Raw genomic sequence first — 14,688 nt, 5'->3', positions numbered from 1 at the left:
ACCGCCTACCGCAGCAGCACGCCCGCGCCCTCCCCCGCCGTCTCCTCCGGCAGGGCCACGAGCCCCGGTTCGGCCGGGTGGGCGAGGAGCGGGTGGGCGGGCAGGACGCGGACCGTGCAGCCGAAGGAGCCGGTCCGGTCGAGCTCCAGGGTGCCCGCGTACGGCAGGCGCCCCTCCAGGTCCGGGCCGCCCGCCGGCTTCAGCGTGGCGGTACGGGTGTCCGCGAGGGTGTCGTCGGCGTCGACCCGGCCGATGACGGCCTGCACCTCGACGTCGTCGGGGTTGAGCGCGCCGAGGGCGACCCGGACGCGGACGACCGGGGTCGAGCCGAGTTCCGCGTCCGCCGGGTCGTCCGCGAGGCCGTCGCCGACCTCGACGTGGTCGACGGACACCTTGGGCCAGGCGTCCCTGACCCGGGCCTTCCAGGTCGCGAGGTCCCGCGCCCGGTCCGGGGTGAGCGCCCGGCGGGCGTCGGCGGCGGGGACGTACAACCGCTCGACGTACTCGCGGACCATCCGGTCGGCGAGCACCTTCGGGCCGAGGTCGGCGAGGGTGCGCCGGACCATCGCCGTCCAGCCGGCCGGCACCCCGTCGGGGCCCCGGTCGTAGAAGCGGGGGGCGACCCGGCGCTCGATCAGCTCGTAGAGGGCGGCGGACTCCAGGTCGTCCCGGCGGTCCTCGTCGGCGGCGGCCGCGCCGTCGGCGGTGGGGATGGCCCAGCCGAAGTCGGGCTCGAACCACTCGTCCCACCAGCCGTCGAGGACCGAGAGGTTGAGGCAGCCGTTGAGGGCGGCCTTCATGCCGCTGGTGCCGCAGGCCTCCAGGGGGCGGAGGGGGTTGTTGAGCCAGACGTCACAGCCGGGGTAGAGCCCGCGGGCCATCTCCATGCCGTAGTCGGGCAGGAAGACGATCCGGTGCCGGACCCGGGGGTCGTCGGCGAAGCGGACCAGCTCCTGCACGAGCCGCTTCCCGCCGTCGTCGGCGGGGTGCGCCTTGCCGGCGACGACGAGCTGCACGGGGCGCTCGGGGTGGAGCAGCAGGGCGCGCAGCCGGTCCTTGTCCCGCAGCATGAGCGTGAGCCGCTTGTACGAGGGGACGCGGCGGGCGAAGCCGATGGTGAGGACGTCGGGGTCGAGGACGGAGTCGGTCCAGCCGAGTTCGGCGGCGGCGGCCCCGCGCTGCCGCCAGGAGGCCCGGAGCCGTTCCCTCACGTCGGTCACGAGCCGTTCGCGCAGGGTGCGGCGCAGCTCCCACAGCTCCCGGTCGCCGGCGTCGGGGCCGAGCCGGCCGACCTCGGGGGCGACCCAGGTGGGGGCGTGGACGCCGTTGGTGATGGAGGTGATGGGCACCTCGTCGGCGTCGAAGCCCGGCCAGAGCCCGGCGAACATGGCCCGGCTGACGGCGCCGTGGAGGGTGGAGACGCCGTTGGCGCGCTGGGCGAGGCGCAGTCCCATGGCGGCCATGTTGAAGACGCCGGGGTCGCCGCCGAGCGGGGTCTCGTCGCCGAGGGCGAGGACGCGGCCGGTGTCGACGCCGGGGAGCGCGCCGTCCTGGCCGAGGTGGCGGGCGATCAGGCTCCGGTCGAAGCGGTCGATGCCGGCCGGGACGGGGGTGTGGGTGGTGAAGACGGTGCCGGCCCTGACGGTCTCCAGGGCGCTGTCGAAGTCGAGCCCCTCCCCCTGGAGTTCGCGGATGCGTTCGAGGCCGAGGAGTCCGGCGTGGCCCTCGTTGGTGTGGAAGACCTCGGGGTCGGGAGTGCCGGTGAGGCGGGTGTACGTACGGACGGCGCGGACGCCGCCGATGCCGAGCAGCATCTCCTGGAGGAGCCGGTGCTCGCTGCCACCGCCGTACAGCCGGTCGGTCACGCTCCGTTCGCCGGGGCCGTTCTCCTCGACGTCGGAGTCGAGCATGAGCAGCGGGACGCGGCCGACCTGGGCGATCCAGATGTGGGCGTGCAGGCTGCGCCCGGCGGGCAGCGCGAGGGTGACCCGGGCGGGGGCGCCGTCGGCCTCGCGGAGGAGGGTGACGGGCAGCTCGCCGGGGTCGAGGACGGGGTACTGCTCCTGCTGCCAGCCGTCGCGGCCGAGGGACTGCCGGAAGTAGCCGTGCCGGTAGAGCAGGCCGACGCCGATGAGGGGGACGCCGAGGTCGCTGGCGGACTTGAGGTGGTCGCCGGCGAGGATGCCGAGGCCGCCGGAGTACTGGGGCAGGGCGGCGGCGACACCGAACTCGGGCGAGAAGTACGCGACGGCCGCCGGTGGCCGGCCCGGTTGCGCCTGGTACCAGCGGGGGGCGCGCAGATAGGTGTCGAGGTCCTCGGCGGCGGCGGTCAGCCGGGCCAGGAAGTCCCGGTCGGCGGCGAGCGCGGTGAGCCGGGGGGCTTCGAGGGCGCCGAGGACCCGGACGGGGTCGGTGCCGGTCCGGCTCTCCGGGGCGAGGGAGTCGAAGAGCGCGCGGGTGGGTTCGTGCCAGGACCAGCGCAGGTTGTGCGCGAGGTCGGCGAGGGGTCGAAGGGTGTCGGGGAGGACGGGACGCACGGTGAATCGACGGATTGCCTTCACGCTGTCCACCTTCGCAGGCGAGTACGGAGCGGAGCGGACGCACCACGCTGTGCGTCCGGCGTGCCGCTCCGAGGTTAGGACACGGCGGCGCGCCGGACCACGGCGCACGGGGGGCGGGTCGGCGCGGCGCGCGTCAGCCGATGGCGGGGAGCCGTACCTCGTACGGGGAGCCCTGGTTGACCGTGTCCGGGTCGAAGGCCCCGGTGGCGGCGTACCGCCGGGCGACGGCGGCGAGTTCCTCGGCCGGGACGACGTCGTGGATGTCGGTGAAGCCGTGCGGGGCGCGCTCGTGGGCGAGGGTGATGACGACCTCGGGGCCGAGCCGGCGGTTGGCGCGCTGGAGCGCGGTCATGGCGGGGCGGCGTTCGCGCTCGTACGCGGCGAGGCCCTCGGCCGGGTCGTCGTGCCGGGCCAGCGCGTGGGCGAGGGCGCGGGCGTCGACGATCGACTGGGTGGCTCCGTTGGAGCCGGTCGGGTACATGGCGTGGGCCGCGTCGCCGACGAGGGTGGTCCGGCCGTGGGTCCAGCGCTCCAGGGGCTCGCGGTCGACCATCGGGTACTCGTGCGCGGAGTCGGCGGCCCGCAGGATGTCGGGGACGCTGACGCCGTCGAACTCCCAGCCCTCGTAGAAGCGGAGAAACGTTTCCACGGGGACGGAACGGTCCCAGTCGCCCCGCAACCGCTCGTCCCCGGACCCGGCCCCGCACCCGGAACCCGCCCCCGCACCCGCCCCGGACCCTGCCCGCGCGGTCTCCGCCGGGCGGGCCAGCGCCCAGTTCACGAGGACCTCCCGCCCCGGCCCCGTCGGCCGGCTCATCGGGTACACCACGGCCTTCTGCCGGTCGTCGCCCGCGATGAGCATGAACGAGCCCACCGCCCGCGCCGGCATGCGGGACACCCCCCGCCACACCAGCGTCCCGTTCCACGGCGGCCCGCCCTCACCCGGATACAGCGCCGCCCGTACCGCCGATCTGATGCCGTCCGCGCCCACCAGCACGTCCGGTTCGAGCGAGGCCCGGCCCCGGACGGCCCCCGAACGGTGCTCCAGGCGCAGCCGCGGCCGCCCGTCCGGCAGCGGCTCCACGCCGCTCACCCGTACCCCGGTCACCAGCGCCGCCGCGCCGAGCCGGGCCCGGACCGCGCCCGCGAGGACCTGCTGGAGGTGCCCGCGGTGCACGGAGAGCTGCGGCCAGCGGTAGCCCGCGCCGAGTCCGCGCGCCTCGCGGGATATCAGACCGCCCGAGCGGTGGTAGTAGCGCAGCTCGCGGGTGCGCAGGGCGCCCGGCTCCAGCGCGTCGAGCAGGCCGAGGGCGTCCAGTTCGCGGACCGCGTTCGGCAGCAGGTTGAGCCCGGCGCCCACCGGGCGGATCGCGGCCGCCGCCTCGACGACCGTGACCCGCTCGAATCCGGCGGCGTGCAGGGAGAGGGCGGTGGTGAGCCCGGCGATGCCGCCGCCGGCGATCACGATGTGCGGGCTCCGCCCGTACAGGGAGGAAGCATGGGAGAAGGCCGGGGAGAATCCGTGGGAGGAAGCAGGGAGGTTCATCGACAGCTCCTTCGCGTCGCTAGGCGACCGCGGGCCCGACAGGGGCCCCGGCGGGACGGCGCCGCACGGTCGCGCGGCGCACCATGGTCTCGTTCTCCCTGGTCAGGTCCAGGATCGCGCGCAGCAGCGCGATCGGGGCGCCGCCGCTGCCCTCCTCGTACAGGCGCACGTCGTCGCTGTAGGCCTTGCGGGCGATGCCGAGGTGGCGGGCCCGGAACGTCTTGAGGATGCGTAGCACCCGGCCGAGCGCGGCCGCCGAGGCCACGAGTTCGGGCGGCAGCCGGTCCGCCCTCTCCCAGCTCACCGCCGCCGACAGCTTGCTCACCGCCGACACCCCGCCGCGGTGGAGGGCGTGGAACTCCCGCCAGGACGGCAGCGCGTACGGCAGGGACTCGGCCAGGAAGGTGTCGTAGGCGGCGTCGGAGCGGTCGCACTGCCACAGCGTCAGATCGACGAGCCACAGCGGGACCTGCGCGGCGGCCGGCCCCAGGTAGTCGCGGCCCGCCACCTCGACCTCCTCGAAGTACGGCCGCAGGGTCACCGCGAAGTACTCCGGGGAGACCTGCGCGACCGTGAGGTCGATCGCGTCCACCATCGCCCGTACGTGGCGGGCGACCCGGTCCAGGGCGGCGGCGAAACCGGGGTCGTACGGTTCGAGCCGGGCGACCCGGGAGCAGTCGTCGACCGCCGCGACCAGCCCGGGGAAGACCATGCGGACCGACTCCTGGAGCCGGGCCTCGGCCGGATGGCCGGTGTACGAGCGGCGGCGCCGCCCGACCGGGTTCCAGGTCGTGTAGTGGTGGACCGTGTCCCGGGGCACCATGTCCGTCCGGCGGCCGAGGAGTTCGAGGACCGGCAGCGCCTCGGGAACGGCGTCGAGGGGCTGCACCCCGTGGCGTTTCAGCGAACCGAGCAGGATGCCGAGGTCCCGCATCGCGGCCAGCGCGGCCCCGACGCACCACTGCGCGGCCCGGTCCGGATCGGGGACCAGGGCGCGCAGGGCGACGGTCAGGGCGGCGGTGTCGGCCCGGGCGTTCATCGCGGGCACCGCGGCGAGCAGGGCGTCGGCGCCCAGCGGGTCGGCGGCGCGTATGTCCTCGGTCCGATGGCGCGGGTCGCCAAGCACAGGACTGTCCTCTTCTTTTGGGGCTCGGTTCGCCTCCGGGGCGCTGGTGCGGCTGTCTACGGTCGACCGTGCTCGATCCCTCGTTCCTCGGGACCTCCGCGCGCTCTCCCCTTCGACAGCCGCGCGCCCCTTCGGCTCACTCGCCGGGTGGTCGTGGGCATCGTTCACGTGAGGTACGGGTGGTCAGCGGGGGTCCGGTACCCGGGCGGCCTCCGGGGACGGGGCCGGCTCCGGGAGGTGGAGGCGTACGGAGAGCAGTGCGGCCAGGGCGGCGAAGGCGGCGCCGGTGAGCAGCGCGGCGCGGAAGCCGGCCGTCTCCGCGACGGCGCGGGCGGCGCCGTGGGCCCCGGTACGGGAGGTGGCGACGGCCACCAGGACGGCGAGGCCGAGGACGGAGCCGAACTGCTGGCTGGTGTTGACGAGTCCGGAGGCGAGTCCGGTCTCGTCGGGGGCGGCCTCGGCCGTGGCGGCCACGTTGGTGGTGACGATGACGAGGGGCAAGGCGGCGCCGACGATCAGGCTGGGCGCGAGGACCGTGGTCGCGAAGGTGCCGTCGGCGGTGAGCGCGAGGGCCAGCCAGAGGGTCCCGGCGCAGAGCAGGACGAAGCCGAGGGTCATGACCCGGTGCAGGCCGAGCCGGAAGATCAGCCGGCCGGTCTGCGGGGCGACCGCGACGACGACGAGCGAGAGCGGCAGCAGACCGAGGCCGCCGCCGAGGGGCGCGTACCCGAGGACGCTCTGGAGGTAGAGGCTGACCAGGAAGAACATCGGGAACAGGGTGGTCTGGGCGAGCGCGGCCAGGACGTTGGCGAGGCGGAGCGCGGGGCGGCCGAGGACCTGGGGCGGGACGAGCGGGGCGGCGGCGCGGGTCTCGACGGCGGCGAAGGCGAGCAGCAGCGCGAGTCCGGCTCCGCCGGCGGCGAGGGTAGGGGCGGAGGTCCAGCCGGACTCGGCCCCGCCGACGAGCGCGTAGGCGACGAGTCCGAGTCCGGCGGTCGCGGTGAGCGCCCCGGCGAGGTCGAAGCCGCCGGGCCGGAAGCGGCCGGCGCGGTGGTCGAGGAGCCGGGGTGCGAGGCCGGCGAGGACGGCCGCGAGCAGGACGTTCAGCCAGAACGTGGAGCGCCAGCCGAGGAGGTCGGTGAGGGCGCCGCCGAGGACCGTGCCGAGGACGCCGCCGAGGCCGCCCATCGCGGCGAAGGCGCCGAGCGCCTTGTGCCGGGCGGGGCCGTCGGGGAAGAGCAGGAGCAGCAGCGCGAAGGCGGCGGCCGCGGCGAGGGCGGCGCCGACGCCCTGGGCGGCGCGGGCGGCGACGAGCACGGCGGCGCTCGGCGCGAGCCCGCCGACGGCGGAGGCCGCGGCGAGGAGGGCGAGTCCGGCGAGGAAGACCCGCCGGTGGCCGAGGAGGTCGGCGACGCGTCCGCCGAGCAGGAGGAGTCCGCCGAAGGTGATCAGGTAGGCGTTGGCGACCCAGGAGAGGCCGGCGGAGCCGGAGCCGAGGTCCGCGCCGACGGAGGGCAGGGCGACGTTGACGATCGCGGTGTCCATGATCAGGAGCAGCTGGGTGGAGGCGAGCAGCGCGAGTGCCCCGCGCCGCGGCCCCGGTCGTGGTGTCGTCACCGGGTCGTCCCCAGGTCGTAGCCGTCGAGACAGGCCTGGGCGAGCCGCTCGCACTCCCCGGCGGAACCGGCCCAGGTCTGCATGGTCAGGTAGACGTGCGGGGCTCCGTGGTAGAAGCGCTCGTACTGCTCGTGGCGGCCGGCGAACTCGGAACCGAGCGCGTCCCAGGCGAGCTTGAGGAGTTTGAGGCGGTCCTCGGCGGGGTGGCCCGGGGCGCGGAAGTACTGCCGGACCAGCGGGCCGAGTTCGGGGTGGAGGAGGTCCCGGCCGCTCGCGGGGAGCTGGACGAGGGCGCCGCCCGCGAGGAGCTTGATGTCCTGGAGGGCGCGCGGGTAGAGCTCGCCGGCCATGATCCGCTGGGCGAAGGAGATCTCCTGGCCCGGCCTGACGCCGCCGCGGCCCTCGTCGACCTCCTCGTGCGAGGCCTCGGCGGCGAGGACGAAGGCCTTGGCCTGGGCGACCATGCCGAGGAGCCGGCCGAGGGCCTGGGTGACGGGCGGCAGCTTCTCCGTGCCGTGGGAGCGGGCGACGAGGATCGCGAGGCCGGTGAGGAACTCCAGCTTCGTCCAGAAGCGGGTGGCGGACTGGTGGACGAAGTTCAGGTAGGCGGGCGTCCGCCACCAGATGGCGCCGGTGGTGGCCGGGTCCCGGTAGGTGAGGACCCGTTCCCAGGGCACGAACACGTCCTCGCAGACGAGCATCGCGTCGTTCTCGTCGTACCGGGAGGAGAGCGGGTGGTCGAACACGGACCGGGAGCGCGCCTCGTAGGAGGTGCGGGAGATCAGCTTGAGGCCGGGGGTGTCGAGCCGTAAGGAGAACGTCACGGCGTGCTCGGTGTCGTCGTCGGCCAGCGGTTCGATGGTGCCGACGAGGATCTCGTCGGCGAAGACGGCGCCGGTGCCGATGGTCTTGGCGCCGCGGACGACGATCCCGCCGTCCCGCTCCCCGACGATCCGGAGCGTGAGGTCGTCCTCGCCGGGGCCCGATGCGGGGTTGGTGAGGGTGAAGGCGGCGTGCAGGTCGCCCTCGGCGAGTCGGCGGTGGAAGGCGAGGGCGTGCTCCGCGCCGTCGAAGGTGTCGCCGGTGAAGACGGCGGGCGCGGCGGCGAACCCGGCCGCGCCGGCGGCCAGGTAGTCGGGGGTGCGGCCGAGGAATCCGTAGCTCGCCTCGGCCGTCGTCCGGAAGGCCCGGCGGCGGGCCACCAGGTCCTCGTAGGAGCGGGGTACGGCGTAGGCGCGCCGTACCCCGCCCTGGACCAGGACGGGGTGGTGCACGGGATCGTCGGCGAGGTCGTACAGACCGGCGAAGGAGGCCGCGGAGGCCCGGAACGCGGGGTGCGCGGTGACGTCCTTGACGCGCTCCCCGTCGAGCCAGATCTCGCGCCCGTCCCGCAGCGCCTCCAGATACTCCTGCCCGGACCTCGTCACCGGTCGCTCGCCTCTCCTCGGGGTGTCACGGCTCTGCCGTCCCGAGCCTGTCCGGCGAGGAGCGTCCGGGCAATGAACGTCCGTCCAGGGGTCCTTATGAACCGTCCAGGCCCGGCGCGCCGCCTGGACACCCCTCGGGATGACCCCCGCGGATCAGGCGGCGCTGACGACCCCCGCGCGGTACTCGCCCGGCGTCACCCCGAACCACTTGCGGAAGGCGAGGTGGAAGCCGACGGCGCTCTGGTAGCCGATGCGGGCGGGCAGGGCCGACTGCGGGAGCGACGTCTCGGAGAGGAGCCGTACGGCCTCCTGCATGCGGCGGGCGGCGAGGTAGCGGGCCGGGGACTCGCCGACGAGCTCGCGGAAGGCGGCGGTGAACGCGGAGCGGGACATGCCGACCTCCCGGGCGAGGGAGTCGATCGTCCAGGGCTCGGCGAACCGGGTCGCCATCATCACCACCGCCCGGCTGATGCCGGGGTGCCGCAGCAGGGGCAGCGAGGCGGGGTTGCCGGCGAGTTCGCGGAGCAGCGGGCGGAGCGCGAGGACGAGGGCCATCTCGAAGGCGCGCAGGGTGATGAGCCGGTCGCCGGGGCCCACGGGCCGGTCGGGTGCGGCGAGCAGCCGGAGGGTGTCGCGGAGCAGCGGCTCACGGTCGACCTGGGCGCCGTCGAGGACGAGGGCCCAGGGCAGCGAGGTGTAGAGGCCGGTGGCGGCGCTGGCGTCGTAGTGGAGTCCGGCGCAGAGCAGCCGGGCCTCGGGTCCCGTGCCCTCGATGACGATCTCGCCGGAGGTGCCGGGCTGCCGTTCGGGCAGGACGGCCTTGAGCGGGACGCCCTGCCGCTCGGGTCGGTCGGAGAGGCGGTGCGCGGTGCCGGTCGGGAAGACGACGAGGTCCCCGGCGTGCAGTTCGAGGGAGGCCTCCCCGTCGGTGGTGATCCAGCAGTCGCCCTCGACGACGTAGTGGAGGACGGCGCAGCTGCGCTCGGCGTCGCCCTCGATGGCCCAGGGGGCGCGGACGTGCCAGCGGCTGTCGAAGACTCCGGTGAGCCGGAGGGGTTTCAGTAGTTCGCTCAGCAGGTCCTCGTGCTCGGCACCGCGCTCGTGCTGGTCGCGCTGGTCGCGGTGGTCGTGACGGTCGGTTCCCACGGTATCCATGGACGATCCTTCAACTTCCGCCCCGGTTTGTTAATTGAACATCCGAAGCCGCCGCGACGAGCCTGGAAGGCAGCCGACACGACAGCAGCGACAGCCTATCGAAGGGCCTCAGAAACACATGTCCAGTGAGATTCCGATGCGGGTGGCGGTCGTGGGCGCGACCGGTTTCCAGGGCGGTGCGGTGGCCCGACTGCTGGCCGAGCGGCACCACCGGGTCCGTGCCATGACGCGGCGCCCGGAGGCCGACCGGCCGCCGCTTCCCGGCGCCTTCTTCCTCGCCGGCGACCTGGGGCGGCCGGGCGACGTGCGGAGGCTCTTCGAGGGGACGACGCACGCGTTCGTCACGATGCCGCTGGTGTACGACCCCGAGCGGGTGGAGGCGTACGCGCGGAGCATCGCGGCGGCGGCCCTGGAAGCGGGCACGATCCGGCTCGTCTTCAACACCAACACCCGTGTCCCGCACGGCCCGACGGGGTTCGCCGCGTTCGAGACGCGGCGCCTCGCGGAGCGCGTGCTGCGGGACAGCGGGGTGCCGCTCGTGGTCATCCGGCCGCCGGTCTACCTCGACAACCTCTTCTCGCCGTGGAACGGTCCCGCCCTCGTCGACGACGGCGTGCTCGCCTATCCGCTGCCGGAGTCGGCGCGGACGGCGTGGATCTCGCACCGGGGCCTGGCGGAGGCGGCGCTCGCGGCGCTGACCCGGGAGGACCTGGAGGGGCGGACCTTCGACATCGGCGGTGCGGCGGAGCTGACGGGCGGCGAGCTCGCGGCCGCCTTCGGCCGCGGCCTGGGCCGGGCCGTCCGCTACCAGGAGCTGGATCCGGTCGACTTCGAGCACGGGCTCGCCGGGCTCCTCGGTCCCGCGGCGGCGGCCGGGGTGGCCGGGATCTACCACTACATGGCGAGCTCCGCGGATCCGCTGCTCATGGCGGGCGACGACGGGGTGTCGGCGGAGGCGCTCGCGCTCGAACCGGCCCCGGTGGAGGAGTGGGTGGCCCGCCAGCCCTGGCAGGTCTGGTCGACGGACGCGGAGGAACCCGACGGTTCGCGGCGCCGCTGACCCCCCGCGCGCCCGAAGTACGAGCCCCGCCTCTCCCGAGGCGGGGCTCGTACTTGTCCTGCCCGCGCTCTTGCCCGCACGCCTACGCCCGAGTAGTTAACAAAGCGCCGGATTGCCCACCCGAGAACCGTGGGAAGGCTCCTCCGGTACGCCCCCGGACCCCTGGAGATCCCGTACTCCCTGTGCACCCGCCATTCGAGTGAACGCGGACAGGAGCGGCCATGCCCGCAACCCGTCGGCCGTCGACGGAGCTAGAAAGAGCGCACCACCACCCGCACCCCCGTAACCCGTCAGGTGATGCTGTGAATCCGCTCATGGGACGCATTCCCGTACTCGACGTACGCCCGCTGGTCGACTGTGGCCGGCGCCCCGCGAAAGCGGTGGCAGGAGAGACCTTCGAGGTGACGGCGACCGTCTTCCGCGAGGGTCACGACGCGGTCGCCGCCAATGTCGTGCTGCGCGGCCCGTCCGGCCGCCCCGGCCCGTGGACCCCGATGCGCGAACTGGCCCCCGGTACCGACCGGTGGGGCGCCGAGGTCACCCCGGACGCCGAGGGCCCGTGGACGTACACCGTGGAGGCATGGAGCGACCCGATGGCCACCTGGCGCCATACGGCGAAGATCAAGATCCCGGCCGGGATCGACTCCGAACTGGTCCTCGCCGAGGGGGCCGAACTGCACGAGCGGGCCGCGAAGGGCGTCCCGAAGAAGGGTGGCGGCCGGGAGGCCGTGCTCGCCGCCGCGGACGCGCTGCGCGATGTCACCCGCCCGGCGGCCGTCCGGCTCGCGGCGGCGCTCGCCCCGCGCGTCGTCGAGTCCCTCGACCGCCACCCGCTGCGCGAACTCCTCTCCTCCTCCCCCGCGTTGCCGCTCCAGGTGGAGCGGGAGCGGGCCCTGTTCGGCTCCTGGTACGAGTTCTTCCCGCGCTCGGAGGGCGTGCGGAAGGTCAAGGGCCGTACGGTCCCGGGCAACTTCCGCACCGCGGCGGAACGCCTCCCGGCGGTCGCGGCGATGGGCTTCGACGTGGTGTACCTGCCGCCGGTCCACCCGATCGGCGAGACCCACCGCAAGGGCCCGAACAACTCCCTGTCGGCGTCCCCGAACGACGTGGGCGTGCCGTGGGCGATCGGTTCCCCGGAGGGCGGGCACGACGCGCTCCACCCGGACCTGGGCACCTTCGAGGACTTCGACGCCTTCGTGGCGCGGGCCCGGGAGCTGCGCCTGGAGATCGCCCTGGACTTCGCGCTCCAGTGTTCACCGGACCACCCGTGGGTGGAGAAGCACCCGGAGTGGTTCCACCACCGCCCGGACGGTTCGATCGCGTACGCGGAGAACCCGCCGAAGAAGTACCAGGACATCTATCCGATCGCGTTCGACGCCGACATGGACGGGATCGTCGCGGAGACCGTGCGGGTGCTGCGGCACTGGATGGCCCACGGTGTGCGGATCTTCCGCGTCGACAACCCGCACACCAAGCCGGTGGTGTTCTGGGAGCGGGTGATCGGCGAGATCAACCGGGCCGACCCGGACGTGATCTTCCTGGCGGAGGCGTTCACGCGGCCGGCGATGATGCGGACGCTCGGCGCGATCGGCTTCCAGCAGTCGTACACGTACTTCACCTGGCGCAACACCAAGGAGGAGCTGACGGAGTACCTCACCGAGCTGTCCGGGGAGACGGCCGCGCAGATGCGGCCGAACTTCTTCGTGAACACCCCCGACATCCTGCACGCCTACCTCCAGGAGGGCGGCCGGCCCGCGTTCGAGGCACGGGCGGTGCTCGCCGCCACCCTCTCGCCGTCCTGGGGCATGTACGCCGGGTACGAGCTGTGCGAGAACACCGCGCTGCGGGACGGCAGCGAGGAGTACCTGGACTCGGAGAAGTACGAACTGAGGCCGCGCGACTGGGAGTCGGCGGAGCGAGCCGGGAGGACGATCACCCCGCTGATCACCGCCCTGAACCGGATCAGGCGACGCCACCCGGCCCTCCGCAGGCTGCGGAACATCACCTTCCACGAGACCGACAACCCGCAGGTGATCGCGTACAGCAAGCGGTCGGGTTCGAACACCGTTCTGATGGTCGTCAACCTCGACCCGCACCACACCCAGGAGGCGACGGTCTCGTTGGACATGCCGGAACTCGGCCTCGACTGGCACGAGACCGTGCCGGTGCGCGACGAGCTCACCGGCGAGACCTATCACTGGGGCAGGGCCAGCTACGTGCGCCTAGAGCCGGGTGTCACACCCGCGCACGTCCTCGTCCTGCGACCGTCCCCGCAGACCGGAGGGTCACCCACATCATGACTGTCAACGAGCCCGTCCCCGACACCTTCGAGGACACCCCCGCCAAGGACCGCGATCCCGACTGGTTCAAGCGGGCCGTCTTCTACGAGGTCCTCGTCCGCTCCTTCCAGGACAGCAACGGCGACGGCGTCGGCGACCTGAGGGGCATCACGGCCAAACTGGACTACCTCCAGTGGCTCGGCGTGGACTGCCTCTGGCTGCCGCCGTTCTTCAAGTCCCCCCTGCGGGACGGCGGATACGACGTCGCGGACTACACCTCAGTGCTCCCCGAGTTCGGCGACCTGGCAGACTTCGTCGAGTTCGTCGACTCGGCCCACCAGCGCGGGATGCGCGTGGTCATCGACTTCGTCATGAACCACACGAGCGACCAGCACGAGTGGTTCCAGGAGTCCCGGCGCGACCCCGAAGGGCCGTACGGCGACTACTACGTCTGGGCCGACGACGACAAGCAGTACGCGGACGCCCGGATCATCTTCGTCGACACGGAGTCCTCCAACTGGACCTTCGACCCGGTCCGCAAGCAGTACTACTGGCACCGGTTCTTCTCGCACCAACCGGACCTCAACTACGAGAACCCGGCGGTGCAGGAGGAGATCCTCTCCGCGCTGAAGTTCTGGCTGGACCTGGGGATCGACGGCTTCCGGCTCGACGCGGTGCCGTACCTGTACCAGCAGGAGGGCACCAACTGCGAGAACCTCCCGGCCACCCACGGCTTCCTGAAGCGGGTCCGCAAGGAGATCGACGACCACTACCCGGACACGGTGCTGCTCGCCGAGGCGAACCAGTGGCCGGAGGACGTCGTCGACTACTTCGGCGACTTCCCCTCGGGCGGCGACGAGTGCCACATGGCCTTCCACTTCCCGGTCATGCCCCGCATCTTCATGGCCGTGCGGCGCGAGTCGCGCTACCCGGTCTCCGAGATCCTGGCGAAGACCCCGGAGATCCCCTCCGGCTGCCAGTGGGGCATCTTCCTGCGCAACCACGACGAGCTCACCCTCGAAATGGTCACGGACGAAGAGCGGGACTACATGTACGCCGAGTACGCCAAGGACCCGCGAATGCGGGCCAACATCGGCATCCGGCGCCGCCTCGCCCCGCTCCTCGACAACGACCGCAAGCAGATGGAGCTCTTCACCGCGCTGCTCTTCTCGCTACCCGGTTCGCCGGTGCTCTACTACGGCGACGAGATCGGCATGGGCGACAACATCTGGCTGGGCGACCGCGACGGCGTCCGGACCCCGATGCAGTGGACGCCCGACCGGAACGCGGGCTTCTCCTCCTGCGACCCGGGGCGGCTCTACCTGCCGGCCATCATGGACCCGGTCCACGGCTACCAGGTGACCAATGTCGAGGCGGGCATGGCCTCGCCGTCCTCGCTGCTGCACTGGACGAAGCGGATGATCGAGATCCGTAAGCAGAACCGTGCCTTCGGCACGGGGACGTACACGGAACTCCCGGCGTCCAACCCGGCGGTGCTCGCCTTCCTCCGCGAGGACGGCGACGACCTCGTCCTCTGCGTGAACAACTTCTCGCGGTTCGCGCAGCCGACCGAGCTGGACCTGCGGCGCTTCGCCGGCAGCCAGCCGGTGGAGCTGATCGGCGGGGTGACGTTCCCGGCCATCGGCGAGCTGCCCTACCTCCTGACCCTTGCGGGACACGGCTTCTACTGGTTCCGTCTCAAGAAGGGCTGACCGACGGTCAGTTCGGATTCGTCCGGGGTGGGACGGTTTCCCCCGTCCCCCTCTGGGCACTGTGTCCCACACACGATTCAGGTCCATACGGGCCTTCTTGCCGGGCCCATACGGATCTTCCCCTTCCGACACGTCCCGCACTTCCGGACAGTCCAAGCCGCCATCCGGGACACTCTGCGCATTTGAACGCATACGATGCCCACTT

Annotated in this window: 9 protein-coding genes; 3 read left to right on the top strand and 6 right to left on the bottom strand. The window is 73.1% G+C overall.

Annotated elements, in window-relative coordinates; translation table 11 throughout:
• Positions 1 to 5: 5 nt before the first annotated feature.
• The 6 genes from glgP to ACFWWU_RS04700 all read right to left on the bottom strand — a co-directional run bounded on the left by glgP (position 6) and on the right by ACFWWU_RS04700 (position 9,432).
• Positions 6 to 2,561: an alpha-glucan family phosphorylase gene (gene glgP, locus ACFWWU_RS04725; protein WP_384138942.1), complete on the bottom strand. Its 2,556-nt coding sequence runs from the start codon at positions 2,559 to 2,561 to the stop codon at positions 6 to 8.
• A gap of 133 nt (positions 2,562 to 2,694) precedes the next feature.
• Positions 2,695 to 4,107 carry an FAD-dependent monooxygenase gene (locus tag ACFWWU_RS04720; protein ID WP_384138940.1) on the bottom strand — a complete coding sequence of 471 codons (1,413 nt, stop codon included), beginning with the start codon at positions 4,105 to 4,107 and terminating at the stop codon, positions 2,695 to 2,697.
• Between the two features lie 19 nt (positions 4,108 to 4,126).
• Positions 4,127 to 5,233: a monodechloroaminopyrrolnitrin synthase PrnB family protein gene (locus ACFWWU_RS04715; protein WP_384138937.1), complete on the bottom strand. Its 1,107-nt coding sequence runs from the start codon at positions 5,231 to 5,233 to the stop codon at positions 4,127 to 4,129.
• 183 nt (positions 5,234 to 5,416) lie between these two features.
• Entirely contained in the window at positions 5,417 to 6,850 is a 1,434-nt protein-coding gene (locus ACFWWU_RS04710) for an MFS transporter (RefSeq protein WP_384138934.1), read from the bottom strand.
• On the bottom strand, positions 6,847 to 8,277 hold the full coding sequence (locus tag ACFWWU_RS04705) for a 4-hydroxyphenylacetate 3-hydroxylase family protein (protein WP_384138932.1): 1,431 nt from the start codon (positions 8,275 to 8,277) through the stop codon (positions 6,847 to 6,849). Before ACFWWU_RS04705 ends, ACFWWU_RS04710 begins: the two co-directional genes overlap by 4 nt.
• Positions 8,278 to 8,430: 153 nt before the next feature.
• The gene (locus ACFWWU_RS04700; RefSeq protein WP_384138929.1) at positions 8,431 to 9,432 is read right to left on the bottom strand and encodes an AraC family transcriptional regulator; all 1,002 of its coding nucleotides are present in this window, start codon (positions 9,430 to 9,432) and stop codon (positions 8,431 to 8,433) included.
• A 118-nt stretch (positions 9,433 to 9,550) separates the two neighbouring features.
• Between ACFWWU_RS04700 and ACFWWU_RS04695 the strand changes: the two genes are divergently transcribed.
• From ACFWWU_RS04695 to treS, 3 genes are all read left to right on the top strand, one after another.
• The gene (locus ACFWWU_RS04695) at positions 9,551 to 10,492 is read left to right on the top strand and encodes an SDR family oxidoreductase (RefSeq protein ID WP_384138926.1); all 942 of its coding nucleotides are present in this window, start codon (positions 9,551 to 9,553) and stop codon (positions 10,490 to 10,492) included.
• Positions 10,493 to 10,806: 314 nt separating this feature from the next.
• Entirely contained in the window at positions 10,807 to 12,792 is a 1,986-nt protein-coding gene (locus ACFWWU_RS04690) for an alpha-1,4-glucan--maltose-1-phosphate maltosyltransferase (protein ID WP_384138923.1), read from the top strand.
• On the top strand, positions 12,789 to 14,483 hold the full coding sequence (gene treS / locus ACFWWU_RS04685; protein WP_384138921.1) for a maltose alpha-D-glucosyltransferase: 1,695 nt from the start codon (positions 12,789 to 12,791) through the stop codon (positions 14,481 to 14,483). The genes ACFWWU_RS04690 and treS overlap by 4 nt, the downstream gene beginning before the upstream one ends.
• Positions 14,484 to 14,688 lie beyond the last annotated feature (205 nt).

The sequence above is a fragment of the Streptomyces sp. NPDC058650 genome, from assembly GCF_042717315.1.
Classification (GTDB): Bacteria; Actinomycetota; Actinomycetes; order Streptomycetales; family Streptomycetaceae; genus Streptomyces.
This window is presented reverse-complemented; position numbering and strand designations above follow the sequence as displayed.